Source organism: Streptomyces sp. PA03-1a (assembly GCF_033792805.1).
GTDB lineage: Bacteria > Actinomycetota > Actinomycetes > Streptomycetales > Streptomycetaceae > Actinacidiphila.
In genome coordinates, this window is sequence record NZ_JARAVO010000108.1 from 1 (window position 1) to 18,705 (window position 18,705).

Here is an 18,705-nt window from a genome sequence, read left to right on the forward strand (position 1 = left end):
GAGGGGGTCTGCGGGGGTCTGCCGGGGCGCCGCCAGCCGCCCCAGCCGCTCCAGCTGCCTCGGCCGCCTCAGCCGGGGAAGGCGTAGACCGTGGTCGCCTGCGCCGCGGGTTCGACGGCGCCTTCGGGGGTGAGCTCGACGTCGATGAACGCCAGCCGCCGTCCGAGCTTGGTGACGCGCGCCGTGACCAGGACGTCGGTGCCCATGACCGCCCGCTGGAAGGTCGTGGACTGCTGGATGGTCGTCATCGGCCCGTAGCCCCCGCGGGCCGCGGACACCGCGATCACGGTCGCCGTGTCGGCGGCGGCCATCAGCGCCTGGCCCGACAGCGCACCGGCCTCCCGGGCCAGCCGGTCCGACCAGGGCAGCCGCAGCACGGCGTGCCGCTCCCCGGTCTCCTCGACGGAGAGCCCGAGGTCCTGCACCCAGGGCGCGAAGTTGTCGGCCAGGACCTTGTCCGCCTCGGCGGTGGTGATCGTCACGGCGGACATTCTGACCCACCGTCGGGGGCGCGCACCAGGGCGCGACGAGGCCCGGGCGCGTGCCCGCCGCGCGCACATGCCGTTGTGGGTATATAGCCTGAGGAGTATATTGGGGAACGTGTCCATACCCTTCGACGTGCTGGCCGAGCCGACGCGGCGGCGGATCCTCGATCTGCTCCTGGAGCGCCCCCGCCTCGTCGGCGAGCTCACCGAGCACCTCGGCCTCACCCAGCCCGGTACGTCCAAGCACCTGCGCGTGCTCCGTGAGGCGGGCCTGGTCCGGGTGCGTGCCGAGGCGCAGCGCCGCTGGTACGAGCTGAGCCCCGAGCCCCTGCGGGAGGTCGACGCCTGGCTCGCGCCCTACCGCAGGCTGTGGGGCACCGGCCTGGACGCGCTGGAGCGGCATCTGGACGCCATGCCCGACGAGATGGAGGAGCCATGACCACGGATACCGGCGAGACGCTGACCACCGCGGACGGCCGGACCGCGCTGCGGATGGAGCGGCGGCTCGCGCACCCGCCGGAGAAGGTGTGGCGGGCCCTGACCGAGCCGGGGCACCTGTCGAAGTGGTTCCCCTCCGACGTGGAGATGGAGCCGCGGGTGGGCGGCAAGGTGCGCTTCCCGTTCCGGCACGGCGAGGGCGAGGCCATGGACGGCCAGGTCACCGAGTGGGACCCGCCGCACGTCATCGCCTACACCTGGGGCGAGGACCTGCTGCGCTGGGAGCTGGTGCCGGAGTCCCTGGGCTCGGTGCTGACCCTGACCCACACCTTCGGCGACCGCCCCGGCGCCGCCAGCTTCGCCGCAGGCTGGGACGCCTGCATCGCCGGCATCGATCCCGAGCTGGAGGGCGAGCCGGTGCCCGGGCCGGGCGACATGAAGGCGGCCCACGAGCGCTACGTCAAGGAGTTCGGTCTCGACCACGGCACCGTGGAGGAGCTGCCGGTCGGCTGGAAGGTCCGCTTCGAGCGGCAGCTGACCCAGCCCGCGGCCACGGTGTGGAAGACCCTGCTCGGCGGGGTGTCCGCGCCCGAGGTGGGCGGACCCGTGCCGCGTGGCTTCGTCGTGGGCGACTTCGCCCCCGGACCGGTGAGCGAACTGCGTCCGAAGGAGGCGCTCGCCTACCCCTGGGACCTCCACGGCCGCCACGAGGGCACCGTGCGCTGGGAGCTGACCCGCGGCACCGGGCATGGCGCGCGACTGGTCCTCACCCAGACCGGCGTCCCCGAGGTGCCCCCCGCTCTGGCGCTGGACGTCTGGCGGGACCGCGTCGAGAGCCTCGCGGCGAAGCTGGCAGCGATGCCCCGCTGACCGGTGGACGGCACGGCGCCCGGCCTCACAGCCGGCCCCGTGCCTCCTCCAGGAACTCCCGGGTGGGGCCCGCGGGCAGGGCCTGGGCGCTCATCCGGTCCAGGGCCTCGCGGAACCGTGAGACGTCCTCCCGTTCGTCGAGGTAGACCGCGCCGATCAGGCTCTCCGCGTACGCGATGTCCGGCAGTTCCGGCAGCGGGAAGCGGAAGATGTGGAACGGACCGTACATCGCCGGGTGCGGCCCCGACGCGAAGGGCAGCACCTGCAGTCGCACCTGGGGCATCCCGCACGCCTCGATCAGGCGGTCGATCTGCAGGCGCATCACCTCGGGGCCGCCGATGGGGCGGCGCAGCACCGTCTCGTCCATCACGACCCACAGCAGCGGCGGGTCGTCGCGGGTGAGCAGCGCCTGCCGTTGCATGCGCAGCGCGACGCCGCGCTCGACCTCCTCCCGCGAGGCGTGCGGCCGCCCCGCGCGCAGCACGGCCTCCGCGTACTGCGGGGTCTGCAGCAGCCCCGGGACGTAGTGCGGTTCGTAGGCGCGGATCAGCTCGGCGGCGCCCTCCAGGCTGACGAAGGCGCTGAACCACTCGGGGAGCACGTCACGGAAGCGGTGCCACCAGCCGGGACGGTTGGCCTCGCGGGCCAGTTCCAGGAAGTTGGCGATCTCGGCGGGCTCGGTGACGCCGTAGGTGAGGAGCAGTTTCTCCACGTACGGGATGCGCAGGCCCACCTCGGCCTTCTCGATGCGGCGGACCGTGGCGTGGGTGACGTCCAGGGCGCGGGCCGCCTGCTCGTAGGAGAGGCCGGCCCTCTCGCGGAGGTCCTGGAGGCGTCTGCCGAGCACCACCCGCAGCACGGTGGGAGCGCTTGCCGCCCGCGCTTCAGTCACGGTCCATCCCCTCCAACACCGCTGATCCCCGCGTAGTTTGTCATGACGTCAGGGTCTGGCAAAGCATGTTGGGGACGCTTTGCAATGTGCAGAACGCACCGTACCGCGACGGCCCGGAGGCAGGCGGGCCCACGTCCAGCCGGCCACCGCCCCGGCCCCGTCCCCGGTGTCACGCGGGACCGGGGACGGGGGGTTTCGGCACGGGACGCGGCTCACCAACCGGGGTAGCGATCCCACCCGTGCTCGTCCCGGCCCGAGGCGTACGCGCTGCCGTCGGCGGAGCCGGCGGGCCCGGCGACGAGATCGCGGGCCAAGGTGTCGAGGACCCAGGCCAGTTCATGGCGACTGACCAGATCGACCGGCAGCGCCTCGGCGCCGTGTGCCGCTCCGAGCAGCGCGCCGGCCACGCAGGCCACCGAGTCGCCGTCCGGGGCACCGGCGGCGAAGCGCAGTGCGGCGCTCACCTGGTCCCGCCGGGGGAAGGAGGCCGCTACGTACACGCCGCCGAGCAGCGCCGAGGGCGCTGTGGCGTCGGGTGCGAGGTCGGCGAGCCGCTTGGCGTCGGCCGGGTGGGCGTCGGCCTCCTGGAGTGCGGCGGCGAGGGCGTCGAGTTCCCCGGCACGGGCGGTCGGGCCGGGATCGGCGCTGCGAAGGTCCAGCAGGCCGCGTTCCAAGGCGTCCCGTACGCCGGACCGGCTGCCCGCCGGCGGCGGCCCGTCGGCTCCGCCGGTCAGGCAGTGGTGGGCCAGGACGACGGCATGGGCCGCCGCGGAGTGCGCGGCCCGGTCGCCGTGGGTGAGGGCGGCCAGCTCATGGGCGAACACGGCAGCCTGTGCCGGGCCCTGCGCGGCGCCGATGACCGCGGCGGGAAGGGTGCGGGTCAGCGCGTGGCAGCCGCGGCTGGTCGTCGGCGGCTTCCCCGCGGTGCCCTGCTCGATCCCGGCCAGGGCGGCTACGGTCGCGGGCGCTGAACCACGTCGTTCGGCGAGTACGGGCACCTGGGCGAGCCAGCCGTCGGGCCACACCTCTTCGCCCGACCCCCAGCGGCGGGCCTTGAGGCCCTGCACGGCCGCCCACCGGCAGTACGCGTGCCACACCACCGACGGAGGATGGCAGACGCCCTTCTGCCCGGCGCGCACGAGAGCGCGGATCGTGCCCTCGGCGGTGAAGCAGGCCAGCTGGGTGCTGACCCCGGCCCGCAACGGGCCGTCGGCCGGCACCTTGCCCCGGGCGCGGCCGACCGTGTCGCCCACGGCGAGGCCGAGCAGCAGCCCGCGCACCCGGGACACGGAGGCCTTCTCCCTCGGGAAGTCCCTAGGCCGCTGCCCTGCGTCGGGTTCCAGATCGGACGCCTCCCGCCTGCCCTCGCCGATCCGGGCTCCGGCGGCCGCCGCCGGGGCGGTCAGATCGTGGACCGCGGACTGGAGTTCGGGGTGCGCGTGGAGGTGCCAGCCACCGGTCAGCGCCCGGCGCAGGTCCCGCAGCGCGCTCTCCGCATCGGTGCCCTTGGCCAGGTGGCTGAAGACGGCGGCGACGGCCGGGGTGCGGCTCTGCCCGGCGTGGCAGTGGAGCAGGACCCGCTTGCCCTCCTGGCGCAGCCGCAGCACCTGGCGGGCGGCCTGGTCCACGACGTGGTGGAGGTTGGCGTTCGCTCCCTCGCTGTCGACCAGCCAGACGCGGACCTGCTCGACGTCGGGTGTGCCGGGCAGGAGCGGGTCCGAACCGACGCGGCAGAGCGAGACCACGGCGTCGACGTCGACCGGCTCGGTGCCCTGGGCCAGGGCCAGGTTGCCCAGGATCACCCCGTCGTCGTGCGGGTGGGGGATGGCGAAGCCGGGGTGGCCACCGGCCGGCAAACGCGGCGCCGAGGGCCAGCCGGCGTCGTCGTCGTTCCCGCCCCGGGCGGTGAGCACGGCCAGCCGGACCAGGTCGGCGCCCGTGAGCCCCGGCCAGCCGTTGACGGCCTGCTGCCACTCCAGGGGGATGCCGGAGCAGCCCCAGCGCGCGCCGAGCAGGGCGCCCGCGATCGCCGCGACGGTGTCGGTGTCCGTTCCGGCGCGTACCGCCGCCTCCAGGGCGAGGCGCAGGTGCCGGGCGGGGAAGTCACCTTCGGCAGCGTTCAGTTCCGGAACAGCGGTGCGGGTGATGGCCGACCAGGCGGCCTGGAGCGCGTGGACCACCCAGCCGTTGTTGCCGAAGTGGTGCGGCGGGTGGGCCTCCGCCGCGTCCAGCCGCTTCGCCCACGTCTCCCGGCGCTCGGGCGGGAGCAGGGCCAGGCCGTCGCGCACGCCGTCGAAGGTGCCGTACAGCACCGCGGTGCGGATGCCGGAGCACCACAGCACGCAGGCGTCGGCGCAATCGGGGTCGGGGTGGGTGAGCGCGCTGACGGCGATGGCGGCCTCGGCCATCGCGGCGGGGTCACCGAGGTGTGCGAGGGCGACGATCCCGGTCCGCATCAACGAGCCGTTCCCGGCGCTGCGCGCGTTGCCGGCGGTGTACTCGCGGGCGGCCTCCCGCATCGCCGTGCCCGCCGGCCCGGGGGCGCGGGCAGCGGTGCTCAGGACGAGGCTGGTCTGGTTGCCGACGTCGCTGGCGCCTTCGCTCAGCCAGCCCTGGAAGTTGGCGGCGATCGCGTCCAGGGCCTCGGGGCCGCGCAGATCCGCTCCGGTCGCCGCCACCTGGGCGATGCAGACCTGCATCTGAGTGTCGTCGGAGTACTCGCCCGGCTCGTACGGCCCCAAGCCGCCGCCGATCATCCGCGGCTGCTGATCCTCACTCAGCGTCGCCTTGAACTCGTAGGGCACACCCAGCGCGTCGCCCACGGCCGCGCCGAGCAACACCCCGGCGGCCCGGTCTGCGGCCCGCGCGTCGAGGTGGGGATGGGGTGCGGGGGTGTGGGCCACGGGCGTCCTCCAGGTGGTCCGGCGGCACGTGCGGGACGGGCCGAACGGCGAGTGCAGGGCGAGCGCTGTCCTGGTCGAACGCGGCGGTCCCGGGGCATCCCGGGGGCAGCCGGTTCAGGACGGATCTCCGGCGTGATGCCGCGTCAGCCTGGCACGAGGAGCCACTTATCGTCAATGGGACGCTATGGATGCCGGGAAGTGGCCGGCGTGATCCCGCAGATGTGGTGGTGGCGGGGTGGACTCCGATCTGACGGGCCATCAGGCAGGTCGGCCGAGCCGAACGGGAGCGGTGACCCTCGACCGTCGCTGGTCAGCGCGGTGTCCCGGGCCCGAAGCGTGGTCCGCTGCGGGGAGGGTCACGGAAGAGCGGTCCGGGCCGAGTTGGGGGCGGAGTCGGATCTTCCATAGGATCCGCCAATGATCACAAGCAAACGGCTGGCGGTGGGGCTGTGCGGCCTCGCGGCCACCCTCGCCACCGCGCTCTTCCCGGCCGCGGCGCCGGCCGCCGCGGACGACGGGCCGGAGACCGCGCACGAGGCCCCGAAGGTCGAGCTCGTGCTCGACGTCAGCGGCTCGATGCGGGCCAACGACATCGACGGCAGGTCCCGCATGTCGGCGGCCAAGCAGGCGTTCAACGAGGTCATCGACGCCGTACCGGACGAGGTCCGGCTCGGCATACGCACCCTCGGCGCCAACTACCCCGGCAAGGACAAGGTGGTCGGCTGCAAGGACACCGAGGCCCTCTACCCGGTCGGCAGCGTCGACCGTACCGAGGCCAAGACCGCGGTCGCCACCCTCGCCCCCACCGGTTGGACGCCGATCGGCCCCGCCCTGCAGGCCGCGGGCAAGGACCTCGCGGGCGGTGACGGCACCCGCCGGATCGTGCTCATCACCGACGGCGAGGACACCTGCCAGCCGCTCGACCCGTGCGAGGTCGCGCGTGAACTCGCCGCCGAGGGCACCCACCTGGTCGTCGACACCCTCGGCCTGGTGCCCAACACCAAGATCCGCGAGCAGCTGAGCTGCATCGCCGAGGCGACCGGCGGTACCTACACCGCCGTCGACCACGCCGACCAGCTCTCCGACCGCATCAAGCAACTCGTCGACCGCTCCGCCGACAACGTGGTCGTCACCCCCACCGTGACCCAGGGCGCCGACCGTTGCGCCGACGCCCCGCTGCTCGGGGCCGGTGTCTACAGCGACCGCGAGGCGTTCACCGAGCACCGCTGGTACCGAGTGAGCGTCACCGACGGCCAGGAACTGCGCGCTTCCGTCAGCGTCGGCGCCGACCGCGCCGTCAACCGCGACTACGGCGTCCTCGTACGGGCCGTCACCTCCGGCGGCCGGGAACTCGTCCGCGGCTCGGAAGCGGGCAGCGGACGCACCGACGTCATCTCCTCCGGTCTGCGCTACGCCTGGCCGGAGCGCGACGACGACGACGCCGCGGCCGCCCGCACGGTGTGCATCGAGGTCAGCAACTCCTTCTCCGCCCCGGACGCCGTGAAGCGCACCCCGGGCCTGCCGCTCGAACTCAGCGTCGACCTGGTCTCCTCGCCCGACGAGCCGTCCGACGTCGCCTCCTTCGGCCTGGGCCGCGGCTGGTGGCTGCTGGCCCTGCTGGTCGTGACCGGCCTCGTCGCCGGTGTGCTGTGGGGCTGGATCTCGCGCTGGCGCGTCGCCGTCTGGAGGACCAACTGATGCGTACCATCCGAACGGCGCGCCGGGCGGCCGCCGTACTGCTTGCGGGCGCGGCCCTGTTCGCCGCCGGAGCGGGCACCGCCGCCGCGGACGACGCCACGCCCAGCCCGGGCGTGAGCGGAACGGGGGCCACCGAGGAGACCGTCCAGCCCGGCACCGGTTTCCGGACCGCCGGGAACCTCCGGCCGGGGGTGCGGACCGTCCCGGCCGGCGCCTCCACCGGCGACTACCTGTACTGGGTGTTCCCGGCCGCGGTGGGCGAGGTGCCCACGGTCTCCGCGACGGTCAGCCTGCCGGAGTCCGCGAGCCGGCACGGCGACCAGACCTGGCAGCTCGACGTCTACGACGGCCTGCGCCGCCGTCAGGCGTGCACCGCGGGCAAGCCGGCCAGGACGGCGTCCGCGCAGGACACCCAGCTGGAGCTGAGCTGCCGGCTGCGCACCGTGCGTGCATGGTCCGAGGCATGGGCCGACGACCCGCTCCCGGGCGCGTACTACATCCGCCTGACCGTGCTGCGGCTCCCGGACGAGGACCTCGGCCTGCCGGTCCAGGCACAGGTCGGCACCACCTCGACGGACGCGGGCGGCTCCAAGGCCGTCGACGGCGAACTCGCCGCCCCGCTCACCCCGGTCGCCAAGGCCGGGGCCACCCTCGACCCCAACGCCGTGCCGTCCGCCTCCGCCACGGAGGAGTCCGACGAGGCGGCGGACGACGAGGCCGACCCGAGCGCCTCGCCGGTGCCGGCCGGGCTGGCCCAGCCCGAGGACGGCTGGGGCGGCGGCTGGTGGTCCGACCGCTGGATCTGGACCGCGGCAGGGGGCGTGCTGGGCGCGCTCGCGGGCATCGCCGGTTACAGCCTCACCCGTGGACGGGGACGCCCCCGCCCGGTCGCGTAACCAGGACGTCCGGCGGCGCGCCGGTACGGTCCCGCACCGCGGGACCGTACCGGCGCGCCGTGCCACCTGGCCGTCCTACCCGGCCGTGGGCGGACGGGAGTCCGCCGCGGCGCGCAGCAGCGCCGCCGTCTCCGGGTACGGGCCGCGCCCGGCCCATTCGAGCGGCGTGAGCCCCGTGCCGTGGTCCTCGCGCAGGCGGGGATCGGCACCCTGGGCGAGCAGCCGGCGCACCGTCCCGGTGTGTCCCCAGCACGCGGCCCCGCACAGGGGTGTGCCCTCGTCCCCGTGGCCGCTCTCGGTGTCGGGCAGGGCCCCCGCGGTGAGCAGCAGCCCCACCACGTCCGCCGCGCCGTGGACCGACGCCGCGTACAGCGGTGTCGTCCCGTCAGCGTCCGGGAGTTCGGGGGAGGCGCCGCGCCGCAGGAGCCGGCGCACGGTCCCGGTCTCACCGCTCCTCGCGGCCCGCACGAGGGCTCGGCTCAGCTTCTTGCGGCGTCTGCGGTTCACGAACGCAGACTACGAGCCAGCGGCCCCGCCGCCGAAGTTGATCCCCAGGCGTGCGACGCGGCCCTGCTCACCCGCGGCCCAGCAGCCCAGGTCCGGGGGGCAGTCGACGGTGTCGTACGACCCGGAGTCGAAGGTCCGCCAGGTCCGGCCGCCGTCCAGGCTCAGGTCGCTGCCGGACGGTCCGACCGCGATCGCCGCGCGCGAGGAGTACGGCAGCCAGGTCACTCCCGAACGGTAGGCGGCCGGGGGTCGTGCGGAGCCGGTCCAGGTGGCGCCGCCGTCGCGGGACACCGCGGCGGCGTCGGGGGAGGCCTGGTCGGGGCGGTAGTCCCCGCCCACGGCGATCCCTTGCCGCGCGTCGTGGAACGCCAGCGCGAACACGCCCTTCGCGGGGTCGCCCGCGGGCAGGGTGGACGCCGCCACGGTCCAGGTCAGCCCCCGGTCGCGGGAGTGCAGGACGCGGGCCTGCGACGCCCCGCCGGTCGCCAGCCACACGTCGCGCGGGCCACGGCTCACCAGGCACTGACCGCTCGCCGCGAACGAGGCCTCGCCCGCGAGCGCGGGGGGCATGCCGGCGGAGGGCAGCACCCGCCAACTGCGGCCGCCGTCACCGGTGGACAGCATCCGGTACCTGCCGTCGACCGGGTCGCTGACGGCGAGGCCGTGCCGGTCGTCGAAGAAGGTGACGCAGTCGTAGAAGGCGCGGGGGTCGGCGTTGCGGAAGGTCTCCGTCCAGGTCGCGCCGCCGTCCTGGGTGCGCAGCACACGGGACGCCTCGCCCTCGCCGATCGCCAGCACCACCGCGCGCCGCGCGTCGAACGCCTCGACGTCGCGGAACTGCAGTTCGGCGGCACCCGGTGGCGACACGTCCGCCCAGTGGCGTCCGCCGTCCACCGTGCGCAGCACCTTGCCCTCGGAACCGGCCACCCAGGCGGTGTTCCTGCTGACCGCCGCCAGCCCGCGGAAGCGCGCGGTGCTGCCGGTGTCCTTCAGCTCCCAGCGCGGACCGGGCCGTTCACCCGCCGCGTGGGCCGGGGCCGCGGTCAGCGCGGCGAGCGCCGCCCCGCACAGCACGGCCGTCCACACCCGTCTCATCGTCCCCATCGGCGTCATGCCGCGGCAACGTAGCCCACCGCGCGGCACCGCACCAGACCGCCTCCGGCGCACCGCGCCGCACCGCTTCTGGTGCACGACCGGCGCCTGGGACGTCCGGACCGGTGGCGCGATGCGCCGCGCGGCCCGGGACCTGCGGTCACGACGTCGACTGCGGCCGCGCCGCGGCGTGCCCGCCGGCAGGCGGTCCGGTCACCGGCGGCGGGAGCGACCGTTGTGCCGGGCGGTCCGGCGTGGCCGGGGCCGTAGTGTGCGAACTCCCCGCGCCGGGCGGGTCTTCCGGGGCCGTGGACCACTGCCCCTCAGGGCGCCTGGGACGTCCGGACCGGTGGCGCGATGCGCCGCGCGGTCCTCGGACGGACCCCGACTGCGGCTGTCGGGCTCCCGGTTCGGGTGGTCGCCGGGGCGGGCCCGCCGGACCGCGGTGCCGGTCCGGCGGGGCCGGGTCGTCAACGGGCCTGGGACAGCGTCGTCCTGGCCTGTTCGACGGCGATGGCCACCCGGGGCGACCCGCACCCCCGGGCGAGGTCCACGGCGTCCTCGGTGAGGGCTCGGGCGGTGTCGAGGTCGCCGGTCCGCGCCCGGGCGAGGGCGGCGCGCGCGGTGTAGAGGGTGCGGTCGCGCCGGTAGAGGGGGTCCTGGATCGCCAGTGCCTTCTCCAGCAGCGGGGCCGCTTCCTGCGCACGGCCGAGGTCCAGCAGCGCGATCCCGCTCTGCGCGCACAGCTCCGCCTCGTCGAACCAGTAGATCCACGACGGGTCGTCGTCGCCGGGCGCGGTGTCCAGTAGCCGTCCCGCCTCCTCCAGCGACCGGCGGCACGCCGCGTCCTCGCCGAGCCCGGCGTGGGCCCGGGCCCGGCGGGTGGCGAGCATCGCGCGGGTGCGCGAGGTCGCCCCGGCCGCGGCGGACTCCGCGGCACGGGCCGCCGCCAGGGCGTCGTCGTGACGGCCCGCGAACACCGCCTGAAGGCTCAGTCCCGCCCACAGGTTGGCGGCTTGCGGGCGGTCCTGCGCGCCGTGCGCGAGGCGCAGCCCGGTGAGGTGGTGCCGCTGGGCCGCCCCGTGCCGTCCGCAGTCCGTCGCCGCCCAGCCGCCCAACTGGGCCAGTCCGGCGGCGACGCGCAGCAGACGGGCGTCGAGCCCGCCCCGGTACGGTCCCCGGCGCAGCAGGTCCAGGGCGATCCGCAGATCGGCCTCGACCCGGTGCCGTACGGCCGCGCCGCCGAGCCGGTCGTCCAGGCGGCGCAGGCCGAGCACGCCGCGCTCCAGCCAGTCCACGGTCTCCTCGTCGGCCGCAGCCCCTTCCCGGCCGGCGACGGCGTCGTCCCGCGGCGGCTCGTCCCTTCCGCCGTCCCTTCCGTGGTCCCTTCCGCCGTCGGTCGCGGCCGCCCAGTCGGCGACGGCGTCGCCGAACTCCGCTCCCTCCAGCACGGGGTGGCCCCGCGGGTCGCGTCCGCCGCCGTCGAGCAGGGCGTCCAGCGCGTCGAGACCGCCCGCCCGGGTCCACGGCAGCCCGTCGGGGATGCCGTCGAAGGACGGTAACCAGCCGGGCCACGGGCGGGTGTCCACCTCCCGCAGCGGTACGCCAAGGGCCCGGGCCAGGGCCCGCTGGCTGTCCCTCTCCGGCACCACGCCCCAGTGCTCCCAGCGCCACACCTTCTCCCGACGGGCCGCCATGGGCACGCCGAGGGCACGGGCGTTGTCGGCGACGACCCGAGCGAGGTCCTGGTAGCTCCAGCCGTGGCTGCGCCGGACGGACGCCAGGGGATGGGACGGTGCCGGCGCGGTGTCGTCCGCCACGGCGTTGCTCCTTCGTCTCATATTCGTACGTTCGAATATCAGGCGCGGGCGTTGCGGCGCAGGCGATCGCCGCGATCCGTCCCGATCCGTGTCCCGCGGCGTCCGGCGGCGCCCGCCGCCGTTCGGACGCGTGTGCGGGACTACATCGAGACAACAGGCCCGGACTTGAAGTGGACCTGCTCATACCGGTTGGCTTTGTGTGATCAAGCGATCACCGGACGCCGAACGGGATGCCCCGCCCCGGGCCGGACATCACGTGCGCGCCGTGGAGGCACCCCGAGGATGACTCCTCCTCCACCCCCGTTCGGTTTCTCCCGCTCCCGGGACGACCTGCGGTTCGACCCTGCCCTGGACGACGAGCCACTGGCCGACGCCCGCGCTGCGCTCGCCCAGGGCCGCTGGACCACCGCCCGCAGCCTGCTCGCCGAGACCGGCGACGACTGGGACCGGCGCGGCCACCGCCTGGTCGTCCTCGGCGAGGGCGGCGCCAGTGCCACCTGGGCGCGCGAGTGGCAGCTCGCCGAACCCGGCAGTACCGACGCGGCCGCGCTGCTGGCCTGCGCCACGGTGTTCCGTGCCGTCGCCGGCAAGGAGAAGCCCGAACGGGCCCGCGAGACCTGCCTCGCCGCCGCCGCGCTCACCCCGGCCGACCCCACGCCGTGGCTCTGCCTGCTGATCCTGGCCCGCCACACCGGCACCGACGACGAGCAGATGCGCGCCTTCGACCAGGTCCGCGGCCGCCACCGCGGTCATCACCACGGACACCACCTGATGGCCGCCTGCCTCGCCGAACGCCCCCAGGCCGCCTCCGAGGGCGGGCCCTTCCACGAGGTGTACGAATTCGCCGACTGGGCCGCGGGCGAGGCGCCCGCCGGCTCACCGCTCGCCGTCCTCCCGGTCGTCGCCCACGCCGAGCTGTACCGGGTCCTCGCCACCGCCGGGACCCTGCCCGCCGATCCCGCGGCCTCCGGGCACTGGGACGGATGGCGGGCCCGGCAGGCCCTCAAGCGGGGCTTCGACTGGTGGCTGGAGTGGGACGGTGCCGGGCACGACCACCCGCGCCTCCACCTCGACCTCAACTTCCTCGTCCACGCGCAGTTCCTGCAGGGCCGCAACGCCGAGGCGGCGGCCCTGTTCAACCGGATCGGCGCGCACGCCACCCGCACCCCGTGGGCCTACCCGGACCGCGACCCCAAGAAGGCCTTCCGCGCCGCGCGGGAGGCCGTGCTCGGCCCCGGCTCCCCGTAGGGCCCGCACCGCATGACGCACCAGCACCACCCCAACCCCTCCCAGGAAGGAACCGCCATGCTGACGGGCAACAGCGGGATCAGCACGTTCAAAGGCGAGGAGAGAGCCCTGCGGGCCGACCGCCTCGGCATGTCCGGCCTGCTCCTCTCCGTGGTCGCCGCCAGTGCGCCGCTGATGGTGGTCGCCGGCGTCATGCCCACCACGTACGGCGTCATGGGCATCGTCGGACAGCCGCTGCTGTTCGTGATCCTCGGCGTGGTACTCCTCCTCTTCAGCGTCGGCTACGCCGAGATGAGCCGCCACGTCCACAACGCGGGCGCCTTCTACGCCTACATCGCCCGCGGGCTCGGCGGCACCGCGGGCGCCGCCGCGTCGCTCGTCGCCCTGGTGTCGTACAGCGCGATGCAGTTCGCGGTCTTCGGCCTCTTCGGCTTCGAGATCTCCGGGCTCTTCCAGACCTACCTCGACACCACGATCGCCTGGTGGATCCCGGCGGTACTCGGCGTCCTCGCGGTCGGCGCGCTCGGCTGGCTCAAGATCGACGTCAACGCCAAGGTCCTCGGCGTCCTGCTGCTGATCGAGATCGCCCTCGTCGTCATCTTCGACGTCGCCGCCATCGGCAGTCCCGCCAAGGAGGGCCTGTCGCTGCACGCCTTCGACCCGAGCACGCTCAGCGGCGCGGGCCTGGGCACCGCCCTGTGCTTCTGCATCGCCAGCTTCGTCGGCTTCGAGCAGTCCCCCGTCTACGCCGAGGAGACCAGCCGCCCGCAGGTCGTGGTCGCCCGGGTGACCTTCCTCGCCGTCACCTTCGTCGCCGTCTTCTTCGCCATCAGCTCCTGGGCGCTGAGCATCGCGGCCGGTCCGTCGCAGATCGTGGAGGTGTCGCAGAAGCAGGGACCGGGACTGCTCTTCGGCCTCAGCGAGTCGATCATCGGGGCCGCCTTCACCGACGTCCTGCACGTGCTGTATGTGACCGGCATGTTCGCCTGCCTGCTCAGCTTCCACAACGTCGTCGCCCGCTACGCCTTCGCCATGGGCCGCGAGGGCCTGCTGCCCCAGGCCTTCGGCCGTACCAACCCCAACAGCGGCGCCCCCGCCTTCGGCTCGCTGCTGCAGACCCTGGTGTCCCTCGGCTTCGTGGTCGCCTTCGCCGTCACCGACGGCAGCGCGGCGGCGGACCACGACCCCACCGCGCCGGTGCTGAAGCTCTTCACCTGGTTCGGCAACGTCGGTGCCCTGGGCGTGATCGTGCTGCTGGCGACCGCGTCCTTCGCCGTCATCGGCTACTTCGTCCGGCGCGGCGCGCTGCGCACCCAGGCACCGCGGATCGTCGCCTCCGCCCTCGCGGGCATCGCGCTGGTCGTGATCGCCGTCTACGCCGTCAAGGACTTCGACGTCCTGGTCGCCGGCGACGGCTCCGCCGTCTCCTGGATCCTGCCCGCCATCATCGGTGTCACCGTCGTCGGCGGCCTGGTGTACGGCGCGGTCCTGCGGGCCACCCGTCCCGAGGTGCACGCCCGCATCGGCCTCGGCAACGAGGCGTTCCGGATCGAGCAGGCGCGCGAGGCCGTGCCCGCCACCGACGCGGAGACCAGCGCCTCCTGACCCCGTTCGGCCCGTCGCACCCCTGGCCGGGGGAGCGGCGGGCCGGTTCCATGTCCGTAGCGCCCGACAGCGCAACGACCAACGTCGACAAGAGGGTTGCCCCGATGTCCTCCTGCTGCCACACCGACGCCGACGCCGTGCCCGCCGCGCCCCACCCCCTCGACCCGCTGACCGCCGACGAGATTTCCGCCGCCCGCCGCATCCTCGCGGAGGACGGCAGGGTCACCGACACGACCCGCTTCCCCCTCGTCCTGCTCGACGAGCCCGACCGGCACACCGCCGACGCCCATCGCGACGGCGACCCCGTGGTGCGCCGGCTGCGCGTGACCCTGCTGGACTCGGCCACCGGCGCCGCCGCCGAGGCACTGGTCGACGTCACGGCGGGCGTCGTCGTCGCCCACCGCGCGCTCGACACCGCGGAGGAGGGCCAGCCCCCGGTCACCTTCGAGGAGTACGAGATCGTCGAGCAGGTCGTCAAGGCCGACCCGGGCTGGCGCAAGGCCATGGCCGAACGCGGCGTCACCGACCTCGACCTCGCCGTAGCCGCCCCCCTCGGAGCGGGACCGCTGCGCTTCGAGGACCGGCCCGGCGCCCGCCTCATGCGCTCCCTGACCTGGCTGCGCTGCAACGCCTCCGACAGCCCGTGGGCGCACCCGGTGGCCGGGCTCGTCGCCGACGTCGACGTCATCGAGCGGAAGGTCGTCCGCCTGATCGACACCGGCGCCGTGCCGATCCCGTCCGAATGCGGCCGCTACGAGGCCGAGTTCAACGGCCCGGCCCGCACCGACCTGCGCCCGCTGGAGATCACCCAGCCGGAAGGGCCGTCCTTCGCCCTCAGCGGTCGGCTGATGACCTGGCAGAAGTGGCGCTTCCGCATCGACTTCAACGGCCGCGAGGGCCTGGTCCTGCACCAGATCGGCTACGAGGACGGCGACCGCGTCCGCTCCGTCCTGCACCGCGCCTCGCTCGCCGAGATGGCCGTCGCCTACGCCGAGCCCGGCGACGACCGCAACTGGGTCGCCTTCCTCGACGCGGGCGAGTACTCGCTCGGCCGCAACGCCAACGCCCTGAAGCTCGGCTGCGACTGCCTCGGCGAGATCACCTACCTCGACGCCGTCCTCTCCGACGACCTCGGCAACCCCGAGACGCTGCCCAACGCCATCTGCATCCACGAGGAGGACTACGGCCTCCTGTGGAAGCACACCGACATCTTCAACGACATGGCCGCCGACAGCCGTCGCGCCCGCCGCCTCGTCGTCTCCTACATCGCCACCGTCGGCAACTACGACTACGGCTTCTACTGGTACTTCCACCAGGACGGCACGATCGGCTTCGAGGCCAAGTCCACCGGCATCGTGCAGACCTCCGCCGTGGAGCCCGGCACCGCCGACGCGGTCGGCACGGAGGTCGCGCCCGGCCTGCTCGCCCCGTTCCACCAGCACCTGTTCTGCGTACGGCTGGACGCCGCCGTCGACGGCCACGCCAACACCGTGGAGGAGGTGGACGTCGTCCCCGTCCCGAGCGGGCCGGACAACCCCAACGGCAACGTCTTCACCACCCGGGTGACCACCGTCGCCGACAGCGCCGAGGGCGGCCGCCTCGCCGACCCGCTGGCGGGCCGCCGCTGGCGGATCAGCAACCCCGGCTCCCTCAACCGCATGGGCAAGCCCGTGGCGTACACGCTCGTGCCGCAGCCCGGCCCGGTCGTCCTCGCGCAGCCCGACTCGGCGGTCGCCCGGCGCATGGCCTACGGCACCAAGCACGTGTGGGTCACCCGCCACCGTCCCGAGCGGCGCTTCCCCGCGGGGGACTACCCCAACCAGAACGCGGGCGGCGCCGGGCTGCCCCGCTGGACCGCGGCGGGCGAGTCGCTGGAGGACACCGAGCTGACCGTCTGGCACACCTTCGGGCCCACCCACCTGCCGCGGCTGGAGGAGTGGCCGGTCATGCCCGTCGACCACAGCGGGTTCACCCTCAAGCCCACCGGCTTCTTCGACCGCAACCCCGCGCTCGACCTCCCCAAGGAGACCCCGCGCGGCGAGGGCCACTGCCACACCGCCTAGCGCGGCGCGGCTCCCGAGGAGTGCCCCGGCCCCGCTGTCCGCACGGACCGCGGGGCCGGGGCATGCCGGCTCAGGGGCGGCGCGCAGGGACGTTGTCGTGGACCCGCTTGGGGTCGGTGACCGCGACCGGCTCCAGGATCTCCTCGATCCGCGCCATCAGGTCCTTCTCCAGGACGACGCCCGCCGCCTTGGCGTTCTCCGCGACCTGCTCGGGACGGGACGCGCCGACGATGGCCGCCGAGACGTTGGAGTTCTGCAGCACCCACGCCACCGCGAGCTGGGCCAGCGACAGGCCGGCCTCGGCGGCGAGCGGCTGGAGCCGCTGGACGGCGTCGAGCACCTCGTCGCTCATCCACCGCGAGATCATGCCGGCGCCGCCCTTGTCGTCGGTGGCCCGCGAGCCCGCCGGGGGCTCCTGCCCCCGCCGGTACTTGCCGGTCAGCACACCCTGCGCGATCGGCGAGAAGACCACCTGGCCCATGCCCAGTTCCTCGCAGGTCGGGACGACCTCACCCTCGATGACCCGCCACAGGGCGTTGTACTGCGGCTGGTTCGACACCAGCGGGACGTGCAGTTCCCGCGCCATCGCGTGGGCGCGACGGATCTGCTCCGCCGGCCACTCCGAGACGCCGATGTACAGGGCCTTGCCCGAGTGCACGACGTCGGCGAACGCCTCCATCGTCTCCTCGAGCGGGGTGTCCACGTCGTAGCGGTGCGCCTGGTAGAGGTCCACGTAGTCGGTCTGCAGGCGGCGCAGCGAGCCGGCGATCGACTCCATGATGTGCTTGCGCGACAGCCCGCGGTCGTTGCGGCCCGGCCCGGTCGGCCAGTACACCTTGGTGAAGATCTCGATGCCCTCGCGGCGCTCGCCCTTCAGCGCCTCGCCGAGGACGGACTCGGCGCGCGTCCCCGCGTAGACGTCGGCGGTGTCGAAGCTGGTGATGCCGACCTCCAGCGCCGCGCGCACGCACGCCGTGGCGGCGTCCGCCTCCACCTGCGAGCCGTGGGTGAGCCAGTTGCCGTACGCGATCTCGCTGATGACCAGGCCGCTACGGCCGAGATGGCGGTATTCCATGGGAGCGAAGCCTCCGTTGGCGTGTCCGTGGGTGCCGGCCGGCCGGGTGCTGGCGCACCGGGGCCCGCCGGGGGCGCGGCGCCCGGTCGGGCGTCGGCCGCAGAAAAGATGGCAGGGGCAAATACATCTGATCATTACATGCCGCCGTACCGGCGCGGGGGCCGGTCCCCCGGTCGCCCGCGCCGGCCGGATCCCGGTCGCCGGCCGCCCCGGCCGCGACCGGCCTCAGCGGAAGTCCGGGGTCCACAGGCGCACCGTGGCGAAGGCGGCGCCGGGGCGGGTCCGTGCGTACGCGGGGGTCCCGTCGGCGTCGAGGAACTCGACCGTCGGCCCGCCCCGGCCCCGGGGCCCGGTCGCCTGCGACCTGGCCCGGATGCGCGTCCCTGTCGGCTGGTTGGTGTAGGCGCTCACCCCGCTCGCCCCGTCCACCTGCCGGTACCTGAGGGACGCGACGTCCAGCCGGTACACCCCGTAGCTGTCGGTGAACCACAGCGACCCCGGGTCGCCGTACACCGGCTGCAGATCACGGCCCTCGCCCTCGAAGCCCACGGCGCTGTGCTCCGTCAGCGTCGTCGCCGCGCCCCGGCCCGACACCGCGTAGCGCACCAGCCGCTCGGCGCCGATCGCCCACAGCGCCCCGTGCTCCGGGTCGTACAGCACACCGCGCGCCCTCGGCAGCGGCACGGTGCGGAACGGCGCGGTCTGCTCGGTGTCCGCGTACAGCCGCAGCCGGCCGGGCGCCACGGAGGCCACCACGATCACCCCGCCCGGGATGCGCTCGATGGCGTGCGGGCTGTCGGCCGGGGTCACCGTCTGCCACACGATGGCCCCGGTGTCCTCGCGCACCATCGCCGCCCGGCCGCCGGACGCGGCCACGAGCACGACCCGCCCGTACGCCTGCGTCCTGCGCAGCCGCACGTCCGACAGGTGCTGCCAGCTCGTGCCGGCCCCGCCCGGCGCGCTCCAGTGCCAGGTCACGGCCCCGGGCCGCGACCAGTCCAGGGCGTCGGGGTCGAAGACCAGGACGCCGTTGCAGGACTGGTCGGCGGTGGCGATGGGATGGCTCTTCCGCGCGGCGTGCCGCGTCATGTCGTGCCCCCGTATGTCGTTGAC

The 18,705-nt window shown here is 74.6% G+C and carries 15 protein-coding genes; 7 read left to right on the top strand and 8 right to left on the bottom strand.

All coding sequences use genetic code 11. From position 1 onward, the window contains the following. Positions 1–68 precede the first annotated feature (68 nt). Positions 69–482 carry a PaaI family thioesterase gene (locus PV341_RS23840; RefSeq protein ID WP_500323188.1) on the bottom strand — a complete coding sequence of 138 codons (414 nt, stop codon included), beginning with the start codon at positions 480–482 and terminating at the stop codon, positions 69–71. Between the two features lie 118 nt (positions 483–600). Here PV341_RS23840 and PV341_RS23845 point away from each other — a divergent pair, with 118 nt between their 5' ends. After that, entirely contained in the window at positions 601–924 is a 324-nt protein-coding gene (locus PV341_RS23845; RefSeq protein ID WP_500323189.1) for an ArsR/SmtB family transcription factor, read from the top strand. Next, on the top strand, positions 921–1,793 hold the full coding sequence (locus PV341_RS23850; protein ID WP_500323191.1) for an SRPBCC family protein: 873 nt from the start codon (positions 921–923) through the stop codon (positions 1,791–1,793). The genes PV341_RS23845 and PV341_RS23850 overlap by 4 nt, the downstream gene beginning before the upstream one ends. Positions 1,794–1,818: 25 nt before the next feature. Here PV341_RS23850 and PV341_RS23855 read toward each other — a convergent pair whose 3' ends face one another. Both PV341_RS23855 and PV341_RS23860 read right to left on the bottom strand, forming a co-directional pair. Then, entirely contained in the window at positions 1,819–2,685 is an 867-nt protein-coding gene (locus PV341_RS23855) for a Sco1979 family transcriptional regulator (RefSeq protein ID WP_500323193.1), read from the bottom strand. Between the two features lie 212 nt (positions 2,686–2,897). Beyond that, the gene (locus PV341_RS23860) at positions 2,898–5,588 is read right to left on the bottom strand and encodes an ADP-ribosylglycohydrolase family protein (protein WP_500323194.1); all 2,691 of its coding nucleotides are present in this window, start codon (positions 5,586–5,588) and stop codon (positions 2,898–2,900) included. A gap of 417 nt (positions 5,589–6,005) precedes the next feature. Here PV341_RS23860 and PV341_RS23865 point away from each other — a divergent pair, with 417 nt between their 5' ends. Together PV341_RS23865 and PV341_RS23870 are read left to right on the top strand one after the other, a co-directional pair. Then, positions 6,006–7,286: a VWA domain-containing protein gene (locus PV341_RS23865; protein ID WP_500323196.1), complete on the top strand. Its 1,281-nt coding sequence runs from the start codon at positions 6,006–6,008 to the stop codon at positions 7,284–7,286. After that, on the top strand, positions 7,286–8,182 hold the full coding sequence (locus PV341_RS23870) for a hypothetical protein (protein ID WP_500358930.1): 897 nt from the start codon (positions 7,286–7,288) through the stop codon (positions 8,180–8,182). Before PV341_RS23865 ends, PV341_RS23870 begins: the two co-directional genes overlap by 1 nt. Positions 8,183–8,257: 75 nt before the next feature. Here PV341_RS23870 and PV341_RS23875 read toward each other — a convergent pair whose 3' ends face one another. The 3 genes from PV341_RS23875 to PV341_RS23885 all read right to left on the bottom strand — a co-directional run bounded on the left by PV341_RS23875 (position 8,258) and on the right by PV341_RS23885 (position 11,601). Further along, positions 8,258–8,689 carry an ankyrin repeat domain-containing protein gene (locus PV341_RS23875; protein WP_500323198.1) on the bottom strand — a complete coding sequence of 144 codons (432 nt, stop codon included), beginning with the start codon at positions 8,687–8,689 and terminating at the stop codon, positions 8,258–8,260. Between the two features lie 9 nt (positions 8,690–8,698). Then, positions 8,699–9,793: a WD40/YVTN/BNR-like repeat-containing protein gene (locus PV341_RS23880; RefSeq protein WP_500323199.1), complete on the bottom strand. Its 1,095-nt coding sequence runs from the start codon at positions 9,791–9,793 to the stop codon at positions 8,699–8,701. A 458-nt stretch (positions 9,794–10,251) separates the two neighbouring features. After that, positions 10,252–11,601 carry an NsdA family TPR-like regulatory protein gene (locus PV341_RS23885; RefSeq protein ID WP_500323200.1) on the bottom strand — a complete coding sequence of 450 codons (1,350 nt, stop codon included), beginning with the start codon at positions 11,599–11,601 and terminating at the stop codon, positions 10,252–10,254. A gap of 282 nt (positions 11,602–11,883) precedes the next feature. On the opposite strand from PV341_RS23885, the gene PV341_RS23890 reads away from it, so the two are divergent. The 3 genes from PV341_RS23890 (at position 11,884) to PV341_RS23900 (ending at position 16,517) form a co-directional block, all read left to right on the top strand. Then, positions 11,884–12,849: a hypothetical protein gene (locus PV341_RS23890; RefSeq protein ID WP_500323202.1), complete on the top strand. Its 966-nt coding sequence runs from the start codon at positions 11,884–11,886 to the stop codon at positions 12,847–12,849. 57 nt (positions 12,850–12,906) lie between these two features. Continuing rightward, the gene (locus tag PV341_RS23895; RefSeq protein WP_500323404.1) at positions 12,907–14,454 is read left to right on the top strand and encodes an APC family permease; all 1,548 of its coding nucleotides are present in this window, start codon (positions 12,907–12,909) and stop codon (positions 14,452–14,454) included. Positions 14,455–14,558: 104 nt separating this feature from the next. After that, the gene (locus PV341_RS23900; RefSeq protein WP_500323406.1) at positions 14,559–16,517 is read left to right on the top strand and encodes a primary-amine oxidase; all 1,959 of its coding nucleotides are present in this window, start codon (positions 14,559–14,561) and stop codon (positions 16,515–16,517) included. Between the two features lie 70 nt (positions 16,518–16,587). Here the strand turns inward: PV341_RS23900 and PV341_RS23905 are convergent, their stop codons facing one another. Further along, complete coding sequence (locus tag PV341_RS23905; RefSeq protein WP_500323204.1) at positions 16,588–17,592, bottom strand: aldo/keto reductase family protein; 1,005 nt, start codon at positions 17,590–17,592, stop codon at positions 16,588–16,590. 225 nt (positions 17,593–17,817) lie between these two features. Beyond that, on the bottom strand, positions 17,818–18,681 hold the full coding sequence (locus PV341_RS23910; protein WP_500323205.1) for a DUF6528 family protein: 864 nt from the start codon (positions 18,679–18,681) through the stop codon (positions 17,818–17,820). Positions 18,682–18,705: the final 24 nt, after the last annotated feature.